Source organism: Pseudoduganella ginsengisoli (assembly GCF_009720865.1).
Lineage (GTDB): Bacteria > Pseudomonadota > Gammaproteobacteria > Burkholderiales > Burkholderiaceae_D > Rugamonas > Rugamonas ginsengisoli.
Genome location: NZ_WNLA01000028.1, coordinates 22,735 through 40,524, shown reverse-complemented (window position 1 = coordinate 40,524; position 17,790 = coordinate 22,735). Strand labels below are relative to the sequence as shown.

Genomic DNA, 17,790 nt, shown 5'->3' with positions numbered 1-17,790 from the left:
AAAATGTGCTGAGACGGAAAAAGCCGCAGATTATAGCGTGCTTTCTCTCCGTGCATCAAGCTGATGTTAACAAGGATGGGTTTGGGGCAATCAAAGATTATCCCCTACTATGAGCGCAAGGACAAGCATTTATAGTGAAAAAGTGCTGGGCTGATGCTGCGTTTTCGCTGATACTGCGGTTTTTTCGCTTGGGAATGCCTGCCATGTCCGCTCCGCACAAGAACAAGACTTTCGCCACGCTGCTGGCTTTCCTGCTGGGGGGGCTGGGCGCCCACCGCTTTTATTTGAAGGGTTTCGGCGACATGGGCGGCTTGCTGCACGTGGCCGGCGCGGCCGGGGTCGGCATCGTGATGGCGGCCGCGCCGCAGGCGGATATTTATTACAAGCTGCTGCCGCTGATTATTTCCATCCTGACAGGCTTTCTCGAAGCGCTGGTGCTGGGCCTGACGCCGGATGAAAAATGGGATGCGCGCTACAACCCGCAATCGGGCAGGCAATCGAATGCGCGCTGGCCGCTGGCCGTGATCCTCGTCGCCACCATGATGGTGGGCGCCACCGGCTTGATTGCCACCATTTCCCGCCTGTTTGATTTACTGTACACGGGCGGCGCCTACGGTTGAACCGTGACTTTCCCTGTTGCAAATCGTTGCCATTTCATTTCCGTGCGGCTATTCGGTAGCGCTATACTGCCGTGACCACCAGTTACCGGAGAAGAACACCATGAAAATTCGTAACATCACCCTGTCGCTGATGCTGGCCGGACTGTCCGCAGGCGCGCTGGCCACACCGGCCGCCAAGGAAGTCTATGCGGCCGACACCAAGAAAGCCGCCGCACGCTATGCGGAAGATAAAAAGCTGTGCGCCGATGAAAAAGATTCCGGCGCCCGCATGCAGTGCCAGCGCGATGCGAAAGCCGAATATGACAAAGCCCTGGCGGCAGCCAAGGCGAATATGAACAATGCGCCGAAAGCAGGCGTTGCCTGCAATGAATGTGGCCGCGTCGTGGGTGTCAATGTGGTCGAGAAAAAAGGCGAAGGCAGCGCCGTAGGCGTGATTGCCGGCGGCGTGGCGGGCGCACTGATCGGCAACCAGGTGGGCGGCGGCAGCGGCAGGAAGCTGGCGACCATTGCCGGTGCGGCGGGCGGCGCGTATGCGGGCAACAAGGTCGAAGAACACATGAAGACCACCAAGCAGTGGCACGTCAAAGTGCAGTTCGATAACGGCACGCAAAACGACTTCGTATTTGAAAAAGATCCAGGCTTTGCCAAGGGCGACCTGGTGAAGGAAACCAATCACACGGTGGTGCGCCGCTAACCTTGCCCACTCCATCGAAGCCCGGCCCGCTGCCGGGCTTTTCTTTATGTGCGCAAGATGGCGCGATAGCGCGTGGGCGTGCATCCCACTGCCTGCCGGAAGCGCCGGCTGAAATGCGCCAGGTCGCCATAGCCGCAATCATCGGCCACGCGCTGCATGGCGAACCCCGTGGAGCGCAGCAACCGGCGCGCCCGCTCGATGCGGCGCATGGCAATCCACGTGTGCGGCGGCATGCCGAACGACGTCCGGAACAGGCGCAGGAAGTGGAATTCGGACAGGCACGATAGCGCGGCCAGCATGCCTAGCGTCAGCGGCTGGTCCAGGTTGGCTTCAATGTAGTCGCGCAGCCTGCGGCGCACGTGCGGCGGCAAGCCGCCGCGCAACGGTGTCTGGCTCACGGTGCCGCCCTGCGCCCGCAGCAGCGCACTCAATGCTTCGTGCGCCAGCGTACTGGCGCGCAGCAAGCCATCGGCATCCTGCCCCGGCTCGGCGGCCAGCGCCCGGCACAGCCACTGTAATTGTTGCGCACCGCCATAACGCCGGTCATGCAATTGCGCGGCGCGGGGCTCGCAATCGAGCTCCATCACGGCGCGGCGCTCGATTTGCCGTGGATCGAAGTACAGGTGCAGGAACGTCAGTTCGCCCCGCACCAGCCAGCGGGACACATGGTCATCCGGCAGGCTGCAAATGTCGCCATGCTGCAGCGTGGCCGGCGTCCCGTGGCGATAGGCGGCCATGCCCGGTGCGCTGCGCGCCGCGCCATCGCGCCACGCACCGCATTCGCTGAGGCGCCGCGTGCCACTGCCTGCCGACAGGTAATAAGACAGCGTATGATGCCCCGGCTGTGCATAAGCGATTTCCAGCCCGTCCGTTTCCCGCCGCCACAGCGCCAGCGACATCCCGTCGCCCAGCTCCAGCCGGCGCAGCGGCGCCAGTCCGGTGGCCGATAAGCCTGCGAACACAGTAGCCGGCATATGCGGCGCGTTATTTGGCGGGGTGATATGGTGCTGCATGATCGATATCCACTTTAGCACGGGATCAGCAATTTCAGACAAGCGCCACGCGGCCTGGCGCGGCAACATGGCCGCACTCACATTTTAAGAAAGGAATGTTTGTGCCCTCTCCCGTTATCCCTTCCTTCCCGCCTGAATGGCAGCCTGTCGTCGACAAGGCTGCCGCATCGTTGCGCGCCCTGGCGCTGGACTTGCACGCCAAAGAGCGTTTTTGCAGCGATCCGGTATTACAGGCTTATATGCACAAGGTGTCGCAGCGCTATGTGGCCGGACAGACCGTCGGCGATGCCGTGCGCCGCGTGGCGCAAATCCGCGCCGCGGGCCATCGGGCTTCCGCTGAATACATGGGTGAAAGCGTGCATGACGAAGCGCTGGCCAATGCGGAAACAGAAGTCTTCCTGAACCTCGTGCGCGCGCTCGATGCGGCAGGCCACGATTGCTCGATATCATTCGACTTGTCCCACCTGGGTTTGCTGGTGGATGAGGAACTCGGTTACCGCAATGCGCGCCGCGTGATCCAGGCGGCCGCCAGCTCGGGACGCGAAGTTATGATTTCCATGGAAAACTTCGAGCGCACGGATGCGATTTACCGCCTGTATGCGCGGCTGCATGGCGATGGCTATGCCAACGTCGGCATCACGATGCCGGCGCGGCGCCACCGCAGTGCGCAGGATTTAGCGCGGCTGATGGAAATCCCGGGACGCATCCGTCTCGTGAAAGGCGCGTTCCATGAACCCGAGAGTGTTTCGTATGCCCGCAACAGCGCGGAACTGGCGCAGGCTTACCGTTCGTATGCAGCCACCCTGCTGCGTTCCGGCCATCTGTGCTCGATAGCCACGCATGACCGCAGTATCCAGCATGACTTGACTTCACTGATTGCCAGCGATGGCATCGCGCCGGGGCAGTATGAATTTGAATCGCTCGATGGCCTGGGCACGGAACAAGTGGCGAACTTGCGTGCGCAGGGATACGCAACGCGGGAATACCTGGTGTTTGGCGCGGAGCACTTCCTGTATGTGCTGAACCGGATTGCTGAAGAGCCGGTGCGGGTGTATCAGGCAATAACAGATTTGCTGGCCGATTACACGCGCCCCGCCTGAACCCGCGGCATCACGTACGGCGCGACAGCATCAGCCCGACCCCGGCCGATGCCAGCAGGCCCGCGCAAGCGCGATTAAAAATACGCTTGCCGCGCGGCTGGGCAAACCAGCGGCGCAGCTTCGTCCCCATCCACGCGTAAATGGCGATCGCCGCCATTTCCAGCACGAGGAACAAGGCGCCCAGCACGGTGAATTGCAAGGTCATCGGCCGCGATGGATCGACAAATTGCGGCAGGAAGGCCGTGAAGATCAGGATGGCTTTGGGGTTGCCGGCGGCGACCAGGAATTCCTGCCGCGCCAGTTGCAGCAGGCTGACTGCCGGCGCGGCAGTCTCCGCATTGCCGCCCGGCGCCGCGCGCCACAGCTGGAACGCCAGGTAAAGCAGGTAAGCGGCGCCCAGCGTCTTGATCACATAAAACAGCAGCTCGGACGTGTGCAGCACGACCGCCAGCCCCGCCGACGCCAGCGCAATCATTCCCGCGAACGCTATCAGCCGCCCTACCCCGGCCAGGCACGCGCGCCGGAAACCATAACGCGTGGCGTTACTGACCGACAGCAAATTATTCGGCCCCGGCGCCATATTCAGCGCGAAGCAGGCTGGGATGAACAGGGCAAGGGTGGCGTAGTCCACGACGTTTCCTTTCAGCAGAACCCCCATTCTACCCCATGGGGTCAGACGTGCATTCATGCGCCTCCCCAGTGGGGTCAGACGTGCATTCATGCATATTTCTCACTCTGAAAATGGGTACTTTTTGCGCAAAAAAGCAGGCAGGCTCAGCCGGTGTCGAAGGTTATGCAATTTTGCATAAAGCCTGATATGAAAGGCCTCTCACCGAAAATGGATGCACGAATGCACGTCTGACCCCACGGGGTGGATGCATGAATGCACGTCTGACCCCATGGTGGTAAAAAAAAGGCAGCCTGCCGGCTGCCTTTTGCGTTACGGTCTGGCGACGGTTAGAACAGGTCGACGTCCAGCGCCAGCGTACCGGCGCTGCCTTCGATGATCGACGAGCGGATGCCCGACGACTGGCTCACGAAGTGGTCCGCGAAGAAGCGGGCCGTGACGATTTTCGCTTCGTAGAAGGATTTGTCGCCTTCGCCTGCCGACAGCTTTTGCTGCGACACCAGCGCCGCGCGGCCCATCTGCCAGCCACCCAGCACCAAACCGGCCAGCTTCAGGTAAGGCACGCTGCCGGCGAACACTGCACGCGGGTTGGCCTTGGTGTTGGCCACCACGTAATCCACCACGGCTTCCAGATCGGCCGCACCCTGCTCCAGCTGCTTGCTGATCGCCGTGAAGGCTTCGCCCTGCAATTCCGCCAGTTGCCCTGCCGTGGCGCGCACTTGTGCGATCAAGCCCTTCGCGACTTTGCCGCCATCGCGCACGGTCTTGCGGCCCACCAGGTCATTGGCCTGGATCGCCGTCGTGCCTTCGTAAATGGTCAGGATCTTCGCATCGCGGTAGTGCTGCGCCGCGCCGGTTTCTTCGATGAAGCCCATGCCGCCATGCACTTGCACGCCGTCGCGCGCCACATCTTGCGACATTTCCGTCGACCAGCCCTTGATGACCGGCACCAGGTATTCATAGACCGCCTGGTTTTCCGCACGCACAGCCGCATCAAGCGAGTGGTGCGCCGCGTCGTACAGCGATGCACCTACATACGCCAGCGCGCGCGCCGCTTCCGTCTGCGAGCGCATGTTCATCAGCAGGCGGCGCACGTCCGGGTGGTTGATGATGGCAACCGGGCCGGCCGAGCCGCCCACGTCGCGCGACTGCACGCGGTCCTTGGCAAACGTCACCGCCTGCTGGTACGCGTTTTCCGACAAGCCCACGCCCTGCATGCCCACGCCGAAACGCGCGGCATTCATCATGATGAACATGTATTCCAGGCCGCGGTTTTCTTCACCCACCAGGGTGCCGATGGCGCCGCCGTTGTCGCCGAACTGCAGTACGCAAGTCGGGCTGGCCTTGATGCCCAGCTTATGCTCGATCGACACGCACTGCACGTCATTGCGCGCGCCCAGCGAACCGTCCGCGTTGACCATGAACTTCGGCACGATGAACAGCGAAATACCTTTGACGCCTTCCGGTGCGTCTGGCGTACGCGCCAGCACCAGGTGCACGATGTTTTCCGCCATGTCGTGCTCACCATAGGTGATGAAGATCTTGGTGCCAAACACTTTGTAGGTGCCATCGCCCTGCGGCACGGCGCGCGAACGTACGGCCGCCAGGTCGGAACCGGCTTGCGGCTCGGTCAAGTTCATGGTGCCGGTCCATTTGCCCGTCACCAGCGGTTCCAGGTACGTGGCTTTCTGCTCATCGCTGCCAGCCGTCAGCAGTGCTTCAATCGCGCCGTCCGACAGCAGGCCGACCAGCGCGAACGACAGGTTGGCGCCGTGCAGCATTTCCACGCATGGGGTGCCGATCAGCTTTGGCAAGCCTTGGCCGCCGAAGTCGGTCGGGTGCTGCAAGCCTTGCCAGCCGCCTTCCGCGAATTGTTTGAATGCTTCCTTGAAGCCCTTGGAGGTGGTGACCGTACCATCTTTCCAGAAGCTCGGCTCTTTGTCGGCAGCGTGGTTCAGCGGCGCCACCATGCCGGTCACGAATTTCGCGTTTTCTTCCAGAACCGCTTCCGCCGTTTCAGGCGTCGCATCTTCGCAGCCCGGCAACTGGCTCACGCCTTCCAGGTTGGCCAGTTCGTTCATCACGAACAGCATGTCTTTCATAGGGGCTTGGTAGGCCATGTTTTTCTCCAAGGTACTTATGTGATGTGAATATTCTTTTTCTTGGGCGGAAAAAAAGCCACGCTCGGCTTGTGCCCGCGTGGCTTTTTAGATCACTTCAGCGATCAGCCCAGTTCTTTGACCAGCTCAGGGACCACTTCGAACAGATCGCCCACGATGCCGTAATCGGCAACGGAGAAGATCGGCGCTTCCGGATCCTTGTTGATGGCCACGATGGTTTTCGAATCTTTCATACCAGCCAAGTGCTGGATCGCGCCCGAAATACCCACAGCGATGTACAGCTGAGGAGCAACGATCTTGCCGGTCTGGCCAACTTGCCAGTCGTTCGGCACGAAGCCGGCGTCGACGGCAGCGCGCGATGCGCCCATGGCAGCGTTCAGCTTGTCTGCCAGCGGTTCCAGGATCTTGAAGGCGTCGCCCGAACCCATGCCGCGGCCACCGGAAACGATGATCTTGGCAGCGGTCAGTTCTGGACGGTCCGACTTGGCCAGTTCACGGCCAACGAAGGCCGACTTGCCGGAGTCGGCCACAGCCGATACAGATTCCACGGCAGCCGAACCACCGGTGGCGGCAGCTGCGTCGAAGCCGGTGGTACGTACGGTGATGACTTTGACTTTGTCCGACGATTGCACGGTGGCAATCGCGTTACCGGCGTAGATAGGACGCTCGAACGTGTCCGGGCTGTCGACTTTGGTGATTTCCGAAATTTGTGCCACGTCCAGCTTGGCAGCAACGCGCGGCAAGATGTTTTTGCCATACGCGGTGGCTGGCGCCAGGATGTGCGAGTACGAACCGGCAACGGCCAGCACTTGCTCGGCAACGTTTTCCGCCAGGCCGTCAGCGAAGTGCGCGCCTTCGGCAACCAGTACTTTGGTCACGCCGGCGATTTGCTTGGCGGCTTCCACGGCGGCGCCGGCATTGCTGCCTGCGACCAGCACGTGAACGTCGCCGCCGCACTGGGCAGCTGCGGTAACGGTGTGGTGGGTGCTAGCCTTCAGGCTGGCGTTGTCGTGTTCTGCGATGACTAATGCGACCATGATAATTCCTTGAAAGTAGTGTGAGTCTTAGATGACTTTGGCTTCGGTGCGCAGCTTGGCAACCAGGGTCGCCACGTCAGGCACTTTGATGCCGGCGGAGCGCTTCGCAGGCTCGGCCACTTTCAGGGTTTTCAGGCGCGGGGTCACGTCAACGCCCAGGTCTTCCGGCTTGACGGTTTCCAAAGGCTTTTTCTTGGCCTTCATGATGTTTGGCAGGGTCACATAGCGTGGCTCGTTCAAACGCAGGTCGGTGGTGATGATCGCTGGCAGGGTCAACGACAGGGTTTCCAGGCCGCCGTCCACTTCACGGGTCACGACAGCTTTGCCGTCTTCCAAAACAACTTTCGATGCGAACGTGGCTTGCGGCCAGCCCAGCAGCGCTGCCAGCATCTGGCCGGTCTGGTTGGAATCGTCGTCAATGGCTTGCTTGCCCAGGATAATCAGTTGCGGCTGTTCTTTGTCAGCCAGTGCTTTCAGCAGTTTGGCCACAGCCAGCGGCTCCAGCTCGGTGGCGGTTTCCACCAGGATGCCACGGTCGGCGCCAATGGCCATACCGGTGCGCAGGGTTTCCTGGCACTGGGCTACGCCGGCGGAAACTGCCACCACTTCGGTCACTTTGCCCGCTTCTTTCAGACGGGTCGCCTCTTCCAAAGCGATCTCATCGAACGGGTTCATCGACATTTTCACGTTGGCGATATCGACGCCAGTGCCGTCGGACTTGACGCGTACTTTGACGTTGTAGTCGACCACGCGTTTGACGGGTACCAAGACTTTCATAGCTGTGCCTTTGGGAAAATTAAATAAAGATGTTACTGACTAAAATGTGGGCTAGATTATAAAAGATATTCCAGCGGCAAGCTGAATTTAAGCACGATCGTGCGTTTTTTTGTTAGTGTAATCCATCTAAAAAAAATTTACGCATCGATTCGTCACTAGGGATTCTGCAGGCGGGCCGCCAACCAGCGGCCCCAAGGCGGGAATATTGACCGGAGTGCTCCGGTTATTTGCGTTGCATAAGGAAGACAAATTCCATGCCGTACTGCTGATGCGACAGCAGCGTATTGCCAGTCTGCTTGGCAAAGGCTTGGAAATCGCGCACCGAACCAGGGTCGGTCGCCATAATACGCAGCACTTCGCCGCTCTGCAGCTCAGCCAGCGCCTTTTTTGCTTTCAGAATCGGCAGCGGACAGTTCAAGCCCCGCGCATCGAGTTCTTTTTGAAATTCCATGATTTCGGTATCAACCAGAGTGTCACTCATCACTATCCCGCTTAGAAGTTGTGCTGATATTCACAGTCTACTCCAATTCTCCGGCTTTGACGCGGCGCAGCAAAATTGGTAATTGTGCGTTGCACACACACAACGAGCGGGACCTTGACATGCGGCCCGCGCACCTGCGCAAGCCGCATGTTTACTAGCTTTACAACTTAAACGCGCTGCTCAACCCAGCCGGCGACACCAGCCAACGCGCCTGGCAGCGCTGCAGCATCGGTACCGCCTGCCTGGGCCATGTCGGGACGGCCACCACCTTTGCCGCCAACTTGCTGCGCAACAAAGTTCACCAATTCACCGGCTTTGACCTTGCCCGTTGCGTCCGCCGTCACGCCGGCGATCAGGCTGACTTTGCCGTCCGACACGCTGGCCAGCACAATGGCGGCGGTTTTCAGCTTGTCTTTCAGCTTGTCCATGGTTTCGCGCAGGCGGGCCACGTCGGCGCCTTCCAGCGTTGCGGCCAGCACTTTGACGCCTTTGATGTCGACCGCCTTGTTCACCAGTTCATCGCCCTGGCCGGAGGCCAGTTTCGATTTCAGCGCCGCCAATTCCTTTTCCAGTGCCTTGACGTGGTCTTGCACCTGGACAATCTTGGCAGTCAATTCATCCGGATTGGTTTTCAGCGCGGCAGACGCTTCGTTGAGCTTCTTCGCCATCGACTGCACCAGCGACAGCGCGCCCTCGCCCGTCACGGCTTCCACGCGGCGGATACCGGCCGCAACGCCGCCTTCCGACACGATCTTGAACAAGCCGATATCGCCCGTGCTGTGCACGTGCACGCCGCCGCACAGTTCCTTGGACGAACCGATGTCCATCACGCGCACTTCATCGCCATACTTTTCGCCGAACAGCGCCATCGCGCCATGCTTGACCGCGTCGTCAAACGACATGTTGTGCGACTGGGTCTGTGCATTGGCCAGGATTTCCGCGTTGACGATGGCTTCCACTTTGGCGATTTCTTCAGCCGTCAGCGGCGCATTGTGCGAGAAGTCGAAGCGGGCCTTGTCCGGATCCACCAGCGAGCCCTTCTGCGCCACGTGCGCACCCAGCACTTCGCGCAGGGCTTTGTGCATCAAGTGGGTGGCCGAGTGGTTGCGGATGGTGCGGCCACGGGCCTGCTGGTCCACTTCCGCGCCGACAGCGTCGCCGACTTTCAGCGAACCGGACGCCACCACGCCATGGTGGCCATACACGTCGGCTTTGACTTTCAGCGTATCGGCCACATCGAATTTCGCAGTGGCGGACTGGATCACGCCCTTGTCGCCCACCTGGCCGCCGGATTCCGCGTAAAACGGCGTCGTATCCAGCACCACGATACCGTGCTGGCCTGCTTTCAATTCCTGCACCGGGGCGCCATCCGCATACAGCGCGACGACTTTCGAGCTGTGCTGCAGCTGGTCGTAGCCGACGAACTTGTTTTTCTCGCCCGTGTATTCGACGCCAACAGCCATCTGGCCCTTGCCGCCTTTACGCGAATTGTTGCGCTGCGCTTCCATCGCCGCGGCAAAACCGGCTTCGTCCAGCGTGACTTCACGCTCGCGGCAAATGTCGGCCGTCAAATCCAGCGGGAAGCCGTAGGTGTCGTACAGCAGGAAGGCGGTGGCGCCGTCCAGGTTTTTCGGATCCTTGGCCAGCTGCGCTTCCAGGATCTTCATGCCGTGTTCCAGCGTTTCGCCGAAACGCTCTTCTTCAGCCTTCAGCGTGGCCGCCACACGGTCCTTGGCTTCCGCCAGTTCCGGATATGCCGCACCCATTTCAATGTTCAAGTCTTCCACCAGCTTGTAGAAGAACGCCTTGGTCTGGCCCAGCTTGTGGCCGTGGCGCAGCGCGCGGCGGATGATACGGCGCAGCACGTAGCCGTGGCTTTCCGGGCCAGGGATGATGCCGTCCACGATCAGGAACGACGCGGCGCGGATGTGGTCAGCGATGACGCGCAGCGACTTGTTTTCCAGGTCGGTGGCGCCGGTTTCGCGGGCAGCCGCCTTGATCAGGTTTTGGAACAAGTCGATTTCATAGTTCGAGTGCACGTGCTGCAGCACGGCGGCCAGGCGCTCCATGCCCATGCCGGTATCGACGCAAGGCTTCGGCAGCTTGTGCATCACGCCCGCTTCGTCGCGGTTGAACTGCATGAACACCAGGTTCCAGATTTCAATGAAGCGGTCGCCGTCTTCTTCGGCCGAGCCCGGAGGGCCGCCCCAGATGTCGGCGCCGTGGTCATAGAAGATTTCCGTGCAAGGACCGCAAGGACCGGTATCGGCCATTTGCCAGAAGTTGTCCGACGCGTAGCGCGCACCCTTGTTGTCACCGATGCGGATAATGCGCTCTTTCGGCACGCCAATTTCATTGGCCCAGATGTCGTACGCTTCATCATCTTCGATGTACACGGTCACGGTCAGCTTTTCCGCCGGCAGCATGTACACCTTGGTCAACAGTTCCCACGCGTAATTGATCGCGTCGCGCTTGAAGTAATCGCCGAAGCTGAAGTTGCCCAGCATTTCAAAGAACGTGTGGTGGCGCGCCGTGTAACCCACGTTTTCCAGGTCATTGTGCTTGCCGCCGGCGCGCACGCAGCGCTGCACGGTGGTGGCGCGCGTGTACGGGCGGGTATCCTGGCCCAGGAACACGTCCTTGAACTGCACCATGCCGGAGTTCGTCAGCAGCAGGGTAGGATCGTTGCCTGGCACCAGCGAGCTGGAACGGACGATCGTATGACCCTTGGATTCGAAGAATTTAAGGAACTTCTCGCGGATTTCAGATGATTTCATGTCGTAATCGGTAAGTTGGCTGCTGGTGCAAAGGAGCGATTATACGGTATCTCCTTGCTGTAAATCAGGGCAGGAGCGGCTGACTCCATATATAGGGCGGATGGATAACGCCACAAGGGACCGCCCCCGTACCATTCTTTCGTTGCAATGATGCAACGAAAGCAAGACGAAGCGCCGAACTACCCTATCCTTCCCTATACTGGAAAGCCATACCTGCCGCAGCTTTTGACCCGGAGAGCTTGCCATGCTGAATACCCTTCATATCCGCACCAAGTTGCTGTTATTGCTGGTCATGGCAGTCGGCGGCATCGCGCTGGTCGGCGCCGCCGGCCTGCTGGGGCTGCGCAGCGCATCCCATGCTTTCAGCGAGGTGGCGGAGGTACGCATGCCGTCGCTGCAAGGGCTGGACAAGATCCAGCTGGGCAACCGGGCCATCCGGCTGGGCGCCGTGTCCGTGTTCCGCTACGCGGACGATCCAAAGGCATCCACTAAAATCAGCGCGGAAGTCATGGCCATGCGGGCCGGATTCGCGGAAGTCGACGCGGGACGCAAGATTTACGAGCCGCTGCCGCAATCTGTGGAAGAAGCCGCCCTGTACAAGGCGTTCCTGGCAGCCTGGGAACCGCGCCGCATCGGCGGCGAGCGGGTCATGGCCGCGGCGGAAAAACTGGCAAGCCTAGCGGATGGAAAATCCGACAAGGCGGCGTGGGAAGAATTCCGCCGTGCCGTCGCTGACGTGGGGCCGCACGTGGAAAATGTCCGTTTGGCGCTGGACCGCGTGGTGGACATCAACATGAAAATTGCCCATGACGCCGTCGCCGATGCGCGCGGCGACATGAGCGCCGCCCAGCGCACCATGGTCACTATTTTTGCCGTGGCCGGGGTAGGCGTGACGGCCCTGTCGCTGGCCATCATGTTCAGCACGCTGCGCCAGCTGGGCGGCGATCCCCGCTATGCGGCGGAAGTCGTCACACGCGTGGCGGGCGGCGACTTGACGGTGGCCATCGAAACCCACCCGGCAGACCACAGCAGCCTGCTGTATGCCATGAAATCCATGGTGGAACGGCTGGCCGGTGTGGTCGGCAATGTCAATTCCAGTGCGGACGCGCTGGCCAGCGCGTCGCTGGAAGTCAGCAGCACGGCGCAATCGCTGTCGCAGGCTGCCACGGAACAGGCAGCGGGCGTGGAAGAAACCAGCGCTGCCGTCGAAGAAATGACGTCGTCGATTTCGCAAAACACGGAAAACGCCCGCATGACGGACAGCATGGCCAGCCAGGCGGCCAGTGAAGCCGTGGAAGGCGGCGCCGCCGTCACCAGCACGGTGGACGCGATGCGGCAAATTGCCCGCAAAATCGTCATTATTGACGACATTGCCTACCAAACCAATTTGCTGGCGCTGAATGCCGCCATTGAGGCTGCCCGCGCCGGCGAACATGGCAAGGGCTTTGCCGTGGTGGCGGCCGAAGTGCGCAAGTTGGCCGAACGCAGCCAGGTGGCTGCGGCGGAAATTGGCGAAGTGGCGGAGAGCAGCGTGGCGCTGGCGGAACGGGCCGGCCATTTGCTGGGCCAGATGGTGCCGAATATCCAGAAAACGTCCGGCCTCGTACAGGAAATTTCTGCCGCATCCAACGAACAGTCCAGTGGCGTCAGCCAGATCAATTCCGCGCTGAACCAGTTGAGCCAGACCACACAGCAAAATGCTGCGGGGTCGGAACAACTGGCCGCCACTGCCGAAGAAATGAGCGTGCAGGCGGAAGACTTGCAGCGCACCATGGAATTCTTCAAAGTCGCGCAAACGCCTGCCAAAGCGCTGCTGCAGCGCCCCCTGCCACCTCATGACGCCAACGATCCCAAAGGTCCGAAAAGCGGAGCAAAGCGCCCGCCGTCCAGGCGTGGCAAGCTGGCGCCCATTCCGGACAGCTCAAAAAACTGGGAACCGGACGAGTCGAATTACGTACGGTTTTAACCGTTACGCGAAGGCCGGGCCGATCAAGTCGATGCGGTCCGTGCAAAAGCCGTCGACACCCCAGGCCAGGATCGTGCGCGCCCGCTCCGGCTCATTGACGGTATAGCAAAACAAGCCATAGCCCGCCTGTTTGACGGCTTGCGCCAGGTCTGCAGTCAAATGCTTGTGGTTGGTGTGGATGGCCACGGCTTGCAGCGCCTGCGCCTGTTCACGCCAGTCGGGCGGAATGGTATCGAACAGGCATGCGCGCGGCACGTCGGGCGCCGCATCGCGGGCAGCGGCCAGCGCCGCCATGGAAAATGATGACAACAGCGGCACTGTTGCCCAGTCCCCGGCGCGGATTTCATCGGCAAAGCGGGTCCGCGTTTTATGTGCCACCCAGCGCCCGGTGGCTTCTTCAAAGCCGGGCACCGGCTTGATTTCAATATTCATCCAGATGTGCTGCGAACGGCAATAATCGACAAATTCCGTGAACAGCGGCACCGGCTCGCCGGCAAATTGCGGCCCGAACCAGCTGCCCGCATCCATGTTCACGAGGTCCGATGCCAGGCTGTCCGCCACACTGCCCTGCCCCGGCACGGTGCGGCCAAACTCCGGGTCGTGCAGGATGACGCCGACGCCATCCTGCGACAGCATGACGTCGAATTCCACGGCATGGAAGCCATAGGCCAGTCCGCAGCGCAGCCCGGCAATGGTATTTTCCGGCGCCAGCTTGCCGCCGCCGCGATGGGCCAGGACCCGGGGGTAGTTCCAAGGCATCGTCACCTCGTCCAAATTGATCAATGTTGAAAATGCATGTCGCACCTGTGATTTCCAACCTTATCACAACCCGTTAATCTGGCGGTCTTGACGACTTTTCGAGGCAAAAGCAATGACTGCAAAGACTGCGCTGGGCCATATCCGCGTACTGGACTTGTCGCGCGTGCTGGCGGGACCATGGTGTTCGCAAAACCTGGCGGACCTGGGCGCCGACGTGATTAAAATCGAGCGCCCCGGCGCGGGCGACGACACGCGCGCATGGGGTCCTCCGTATGCGAAAAACAGCCAGGGCGAAGATACAACGGAAGCGGCCTATTACCTGTCCGCCAACCGGGGCAAGCGCTCCGTCACGGTGGACATTGCGTCGCCGGAAGGCCAGCAATTGATCCGTGAACTGGCTGCGCATTCAGACGTGGTGCTGGAAAATTACAAAGTCGGCCAGCTGAAAAAATATGGCCTCGACTATGCATCGCTGCAAGCCGTGAAACCCGACCTGGTCTACTGTTCCGTGACGGGATTCGGCCAGGATGGCCCGTATGCGCACCGCGCCGGCTATGACTTCCTGATCCAGGGCATGGGCGGCCTGATGTCCGTGACGGGCGAGCGCGATGATTTGCCGGGTGGCGGGCCGCAAAAAGCCGGCGTCGCGCTGACGGATTTGATGACGGGCATGTACGCGACCATTGCGATCCAGGCGGCGCTGATCCACCGCGACCGCACGGGCGAAGGCCAGTACATCGACATGGCGCTGCTGGACGTGCAGGTGGCCATGCTGGCCAACCAGGGCAGCAATTACCTGAACAGCGGCAAGGCTCCCAAGCGCTGGGGCAACGCGCATCCGAACATCGTGCCGTACCAGACGTTTGCGTGCAGCGATGGCTACATCATTGTCGCCACCGGCAACGATGGCCAGTACCAGAAATTCGTGGAAGCCGGCGGCCGTGCCGACCTGGCGCTGCATGAACGCTACGCCACCAACCGCCTGCGGGTGGAAAACCGCGCGGAACTGGTACCGATCCTGGCCGACATGGTGAAGTTGCAAAGCCGTGACTGGTGGATCGGCAAGCTCGAAGCCGTCGGCGTGCCGTGTGGCCCGATCAACGATTTGAACGATGTGTACCGCAATCCTCAAGTGCAGGCGCGCGGCATGGTGGTGGAAGCGCCGCATCCGACGGCCGGCCACGTGAAACTGGTGCGCAGCCCGATGCGCTTGTCGGCCACTCCGGCCGATGGCGGCAAGGCGCCGCCGCTGCTGGGTCAGCATACGGAAGAAGTATTGCGGGAAGTATTGGGACGCAGCGACGAGCAGATCGGTGAATTGAAGGGCAAAGGCGCGATCTGATGCAGTTCAACAAGGGCGCTGCGGCGCCCTTGTCCTTTAATGCAAATCGCGCTTCAACTCTTGCAACTCTTCATGTACATGCAACACGGCGCTTTTCATTTGCGCCGTCAGTGTCGGCACATTGACGCACACGCGGCGCGCCCGCTCACCCAGTACGCCCAGTTCTTCCACCATCCGCGTCAATGCCGCCGCATCGAGCGCCGCACTGCCCTGTATCACCTTGTCCGCCTGCCGGTCCAGCTTATGGATGCAATCGCGTAATTCCCCTGGCAAATTTCGTTCAGCGGAACACGCTTGCGATGCTGCCCCGATAGCCCGCTCCACCCGGTCAAAACGTTGCTTCAGCTGTTGCTGCATGGCGCTCTCCTTTACGTTGGCAGGCACGGCGTGCCTGGACAGCGTTAGAAAGGCTCGCTGTAAATTAGTTGCGCTCGCTTGTTTGACGCGCCCCAACGCCAAGGGGTTGTAAAAATTTGTGAATTTCACAAGCAATTCATGCTGACAACGTTACATTTCCGGCATGACATTTTTTCCCCGTTCCCGCCCTAACGCACCGGCGCTGCTGGCGATAGCCGTACTGCATGCGGCACTGTTCAGCGCGCTGTTGGCGCAGCACTATCGCGCTGCGCCGCAATTGGAAGGGAAGGAATTGGCGCCGATACAGTGGCTGTTGCCGCTGGCAAAACCACCGGCCGTGAAAAAACCGGTACCTGGCCAGGCGCCGCCGCAGCGGCCTGTCGCACTGCGGGCCAAGGCGGCAACGCGTACGGAACCGATTGCACCTTTGCCTGCCGCGCCAGTACCGGAAGCCGCACCGGCGCCAGGCAGTGACCCGTTCGATCTCGCCAACACGCCCCCCGCCCCCGCCACGGAAGCCATGCTGCGCCGCCAGGACTGGGGCGCAGGCAAGGCAGACCATGAGCTACGGGGCGGCAAACTGGCCAGGCTGGTAAAGCCGACGAATACCTTGCAGGCCGGCCTGGAGCGCGCGTTCCAGGAAGCAGGAGAAGCCGTCCCGCCCAAATGGTTCAGCGCGCCGGAAATCCGTGAAATATCCGTGCCGGATGGCCGCACGCGCATGTATAAAATCCGCACGGCCATGGGCACATATTGCTTTTACAAACCCGACCCCAGCCTGGAAGCGCGCTACGACTACAAGCTGATGACGTGCCCACGCGAAAAGTGATCAGGCTGCGGCAGGCGCCGCCTCCACCACGGGCTCCAGCTGGCGCAAACGCAGCGCAATCAGCACGCCGCCGCACAGGCACGCCCCCAGCAGCCCCACCACGCCAGCCCATCCGGCATGCGGCCACAGCAACCCGGCAGTCCATGCCACCACGCTGGAACCCAGGTAGTAAAAGAACAGGTACAGCCCCGATGCCAGCCCTGCCTGCGGACGGCTCAGCGCCAGTGCACGCCGTCCCACCCAGCTGCTGGCTATCGAATGCCCGGCAAAGAACGCAAACGTAAAGACCGCCATGCCCAGCACAATCAGCGGCAGCCACGAAAACAAGGTCAGCAGCAAGCCCCCCAGCATCAGCGCCATGATTTTCCACAGCACGTTGCGGCGGCCCAGGCGGTCCACCAGCTTGCCCGCCCACACGGAACTGAAAATACCCAGCACGTACAGGAACGACACCAGCCCCGTCACACTCTGGCTCAAACCATATGGCGCGCCTTGCAGGCGGAATGCGATATAGCTGTACACGCTGACCATGCAGCCCATCAGCACGAACGCCAGCGCAAACAGCGCGCGCATGCCGTCATCGCGCAAGTGCAATGACCAGCCCTGCCATGCGCTCCGCCATTGGATCGTGCCGCCCGTGAAATGGCGCGAACGGGGCAGGCTGCGCCAAAATTCCCACGCGGCATACAACCCGGCCGCGCCCAGCACGGCCATGGCCACCCGCCACGAATACAAGTCGCCCAGCACGGATGCCAGCATGCGCCCCGCCATGCCGCCAAACGCGCCGCCGCTGATGTACACGCCCATGGCCGCGCCCAGCGACGTGGCTTCCATTTCTTCCGACAAATACACCATCGCAATGGCAGGCATGCCGCCCAGCGCCATCCCCAGCGCGGCGCGCAGCGCCACCAGTTGGCCATAGCTGTGCGTCAGCGGGCTCAATAACGTCATCACGGCTGCCACCGCCATGGCGCCCACCATCAGCGGCGTGCGGCCCAGGCGTGCCGACACCACCGTGGACACCACCAGCGACAGTGCCAGCGCCGCCGTCGAGACCGCCAGGACCAGGCTGCTTTGCGCCGCCGTCAGCGCATATTCATGCCCCAGCACAGGCATCAGCGGCTGCACGCAATACAGCAAGGCAAACGTGGAAAAGCCCCCCAAAAACATGGCGCGGGTAGAACGGGTGAACTCAGGGGTACCGGCAGCGATGGCCATGGGGGCCTCCAGCGACAAACAATAGCCCCATGGTAGGATTGCCCTGTAATACTGTCCAATATATATTTCAGT

Annotated in this window: 16 protein-coding genes; 6 read left to right on the top strand and 10 right to left on the bottom strand. The window is 61.2% G+C overall.

What is annotated here, in order from left to right; all coding sequences use genetic code 11:
* Positions 1 to 203 precede the first annotated feature (203 nt).
* Together GM668_RS26845 and GM668_RS26840 are read left to right on the top strand one after the other, a co-directional pair.
* A complete protein-coding gene (locus GM668_RS26845; protein WP_155442046.1) occupies positions 204 to 620 on the top strand; it encodes an NINE protein in 417 nt (138 codons plus the stop codon).
* 100 nt (positions 621 to 720) lie between these two features.
* Complete coding sequence (locus GM668_RS26840) at positions 721 to 1,314, top strand: outer membrane lipoprotein (RefSeq protein ID WP_155442045.1); 594 nt, start codon at positions 721 to 723, stop codon at positions 1,312 to 1,314.
* 44 nt (positions 1,315 to 1,358) lie between these two features.
* On the opposite strand, the gene GM668_RS26835 is transcribed toward GM668_RS26840, so the two are convergent.
* Positions 1,359 to 2,327 carry an AraC family transcriptional regulator gene (locus tag GM668_RS26835; protein WP_170305859.1) on the bottom strand — a complete coding sequence of 323 codons (969 nt, stop codon included), beginning with the start codon at positions 2,325 to 2,327 and terminating at the stop codon, positions 1,359 to 1,361.
* Positions 2,328 to 2,428: 101 nt separating this feature from the next.
* Between GM668_RS26835 and GM668_RS26830 the strand changes: the two genes are divergently transcribed.
* Entirely contained in the window at positions 2,429 to 3,427 is a 999-nt protein-coding gene (locus GM668_RS26830; RefSeq protein WP_371868785.1) for a proline dehydrogenase family protein, read from the top strand.
* A gap of 10 nt (positions 3,428 to 3,437) precedes the next feature.
* Here the strand turns inward: GM668_RS26830 and GM668_RS26825 are convergent, their stop codons facing one another.
* The 6 genes from GM668_RS26825 to alaS form a co-directional block, all read right to left on the bottom strand.
* The gene (locus GM668_RS26825) at positions 3,438 to 4,058 is read right to left on the bottom strand and encodes a LysE family translocator (RefSeq protein ID WP_170305858.1); all 621 of its coding nucleotides are present in this window, start codon (positions 4,056 to 4,058) and stop codon (positions 3,438 to 3,440) included.
* 326 nt (positions 4,059 to 4,384) lie between these two features.
* Complete coding sequence (locus GM668_RS26820) at positions 4,385 to 6,175, bottom strand: acyl-CoA dehydrogenase (RefSeq protein WP_155442041.1); 1,791 nt, start codon at positions 6,173 to 6,175, stop codon at positions 4,385 to 4,387.
* Between the two features lie 104 nt (positions 6,176 to 6,279).
* On the bottom strand, positions 6,280 to 7,212 hold the full coding sequence (locus GM668_RS26815) for an electron transfer flavoprotein subunit alpha/FixB family protein (RefSeq protein ID WP_155442040.1): 933 nt from the start codon (positions 7,210 to 7,212) through the stop codon (positions 6,280 to 6,282).
* 27 nt (positions 7,213 to 7,239) lie between these two features.
* A complete protein-coding gene (locus GM668_RS26810) occupies positions 7,240 to 7,989 on the bottom strand; it encodes an electron transfer flavoprotein subunit beta/FixA family protein (protein WP_155442039.1) in 750 nt (249 codons plus the stop codon).
* Positions 7,990 to 8,212: 223 nt separating this feature from the next.
* Positions 8,213 to 8,440 (bottom strand): sulfurtransferase TusA family protein, encoded by a 228-nt coding sequence (locus tag GM668_RS26805; RefSeq protein WP_155442076.1) that lies wholly within the window; start codon positions 8,438 to 8,440, stop codon positions 8,213 to 8,215.
* A gap of 197 nt (positions 8,441 to 8,637) precedes the next feature.
* Positions 8,638 to 11,247 carry an alanine--tRNA ligase gene (gene alaS / locus GM668_RS26800; protein WP_155442038.1) on the bottom strand — a complete coding sequence of 870 codons (2,610 nt, stop codon included), beginning with the start codon at positions 11,245 to 11,247 and terminating at the stop codon, positions 8,638 to 8,640.
* A 244-nt stretch (positions 11,248 to 11,491) separates the two neighbouring features.
* Between alaS and GM668_RS26795 the strand changes: the two genes are divergently transcribed.
* Complete coding sequence (locus GM668_RS26795) at positions 11,492 to 13,213, top strand: methyl-accepting chemotaxis protein (protein ID WP_155442037.1); 1,722 nt, start codon at positions 11,492 to 11,494, stop codon at positions 13,211 to 13,213.
* Positions 13,214 to 13,216: 3 nt separating this feature from the next.
* Here GM668_RS26795 and ugpQ read toward each other — a convergent pair whose 3' ends face one another.
* The gene (gene ugpQ / locus GM668_RS26790) at positions 13,217 to 13,972 is read right to left on the bottom strand and encodes a glycerophosphodiester phosphodiesterase (RefSeq protein ID WP_155442036.1); all 756 of its coding nucleotides are present in this window, start codon (positions 13,970 to 13,972) and stop codon (positions 13,217 to 13,219) included.
* A 112-nt stretch (positions 13,973 to 14,084) separates the two neighbouring features.
* Here ugpQ and GM668_RS26785 point away from each other — a divergent pair, with 112 nt between their 5' ends.
* On the top strand, positions 14,085 to 15,314 hold the full coding sequence (locus tag GM668_RS26785) for a CaiB/BaiF CoA transferase family protein (protein ID WP_155442035.1): 1,230 nt from the start codon (positions 14,085 to 14,087) through the stop codon (positions 15,312 to 15,314).
* A 36-nt stretch (positions 15,315 to 15,350) separates the two neighbouring features.
* On the opposite strand, the gene GM668_RS26780 is transcribed toward GM668_RS26785, so the two are convergent.
* Positions 15,351 to 15,671 carry a hypothetical protein gene (locus GM668_RS26780; protein WP_155442034.1) on the bottom strand — a complete coding sequence of 107 codons (321 nt, stop codon included), beginning with the start codon at positions 15,669 to 15,671 and terminating at the stop codon, positions 15,351 to 15,353.
* Positions 15,672 to 15,834: 163 nt separating this feature from the next.
* On the opposite strand from GM668_RS26780, the gene GM668_RS26775 reads away from it, so the two are divergent.
* The gene (locus tag GM668_RS26775) at positions 15,835 to 16,500 is read left to right on the top strand and encodes a hypothetical protein (RefSeq protein WP_155442033.1); all 666 of its coding nucleotides are present in this window, start codon (positions 15,835 to 15,837) and stop codon (positions 16,498 to 16,500) included.
* On the opposite strand, the gene GM668_RS26770 is transcribed toward GM668_RS26775, so the two are convergent.
* Complete coding sequence (locus tag GM668_RS26770; RefSeq protein ID WP_155442032.1) at positions 16,501 to 17,718, bottom strand: MFS transporter; 1,218 nt, start codon at positions 17,716 to 17,718, stop codon at positions 16,501 to 16,503.
* Between the last annotated feature and the right edge of the window lie 72 nt (positions 17,719 to 17,790).

Coding starts and splice junctions, on each gene's coding strand:
- GM668_RS26805 (WP_155442076.1), bottom strand. CDS start 8,440: ATGGAATTTCAAAAAGAACTCGATGCGCGGGGCTTGAACTGTCCGCTG.
- GM668_RS26780 (WP_155442034.1), bottom strand. CDS start 15,671: ATGCAGCAACAGCTGAAGCAACGTTTTGACCGGGTGGAGCGGGCTATC.
- GM668_RS26770 (WP_155442032.1), bottom strand. CDS start 17,718: ATGGCCATCGCTGCCGGTACCCCTGAGTTCACCCGTTCTACCCGCGCC.
- alaS (WP_155442038.1), bottom strand. CDS start 11,247: ATGAAATCATCTGAAATCCGCGAGAAGTTCCTTAAATTCTTCGAATCC.
- GM668_RS26820 (WP_155442041.1), bottom strand. CDS start 6,175: ATGGCCTACCAAGCCCCTATGAAAGACATGCTGTTCGTGATGAACGAA.
- GM668_RS26785 (WP_155442035.1), top strand. CDS start 14,085: ATGACTGCAAAGACTGCGCTGGGCCATATCCGCGTACTGGACTTGTCG.
- GM668_RS26840 (WP_155442045.1), top strand. CDS start 721: ATGAAAATTCGTAACATCACCCTGTCGCTGATGCTGGCCGGACTGTCC.
- GM668_RS26775 (WP_155442033.1), top strand. CDS start 15,835: ATGACATTTTTTCCCCGTTCCCGCCCTAACGCACCGGCGCTGCTGGCG.
- GM668_RS26845 (WP_155442046.1), top strand. CDS start 204: ATGTCCGCTCCGCACAAGAACAAGACTTTCGCCACGCTGCTGGCTTTC.
- GM668_RS26815 (WP_155442040.1), bottom strand. CDS start 7,212: ATGGTCGCATTAGTCATCGCAGAACACGACAACGCCAGCCTGAAGGCT.
- GM668_RS26795 (WP_155442037.1), top strand. CDS start 11,492: ATGCTGAATACCCTTCATATCCGCACCAAGTTGCTGTTATTGCTGGTC.
- ugpQ (WP_155442036.1), bottom strand. CDS start 13,972: ATGCCTTGGAACTACCCCCGGGTCCTGGCCCATCGCGGCGGCGGCAAG.
- GM668_RS26835 (WP_170305859.1), bottom strand. CDS start 2,327: ATGCAGCACCATATCACCCCGCCAAATAACGCGCCGCATATGCCGGCT.
- GM668_RS26810 (WP_155442039.1), bottom strand. CDS start 7,989: ATGAAAGTCTTGGTACCCGTCAAACGCGTGGTCGACTACAACGTCAAA.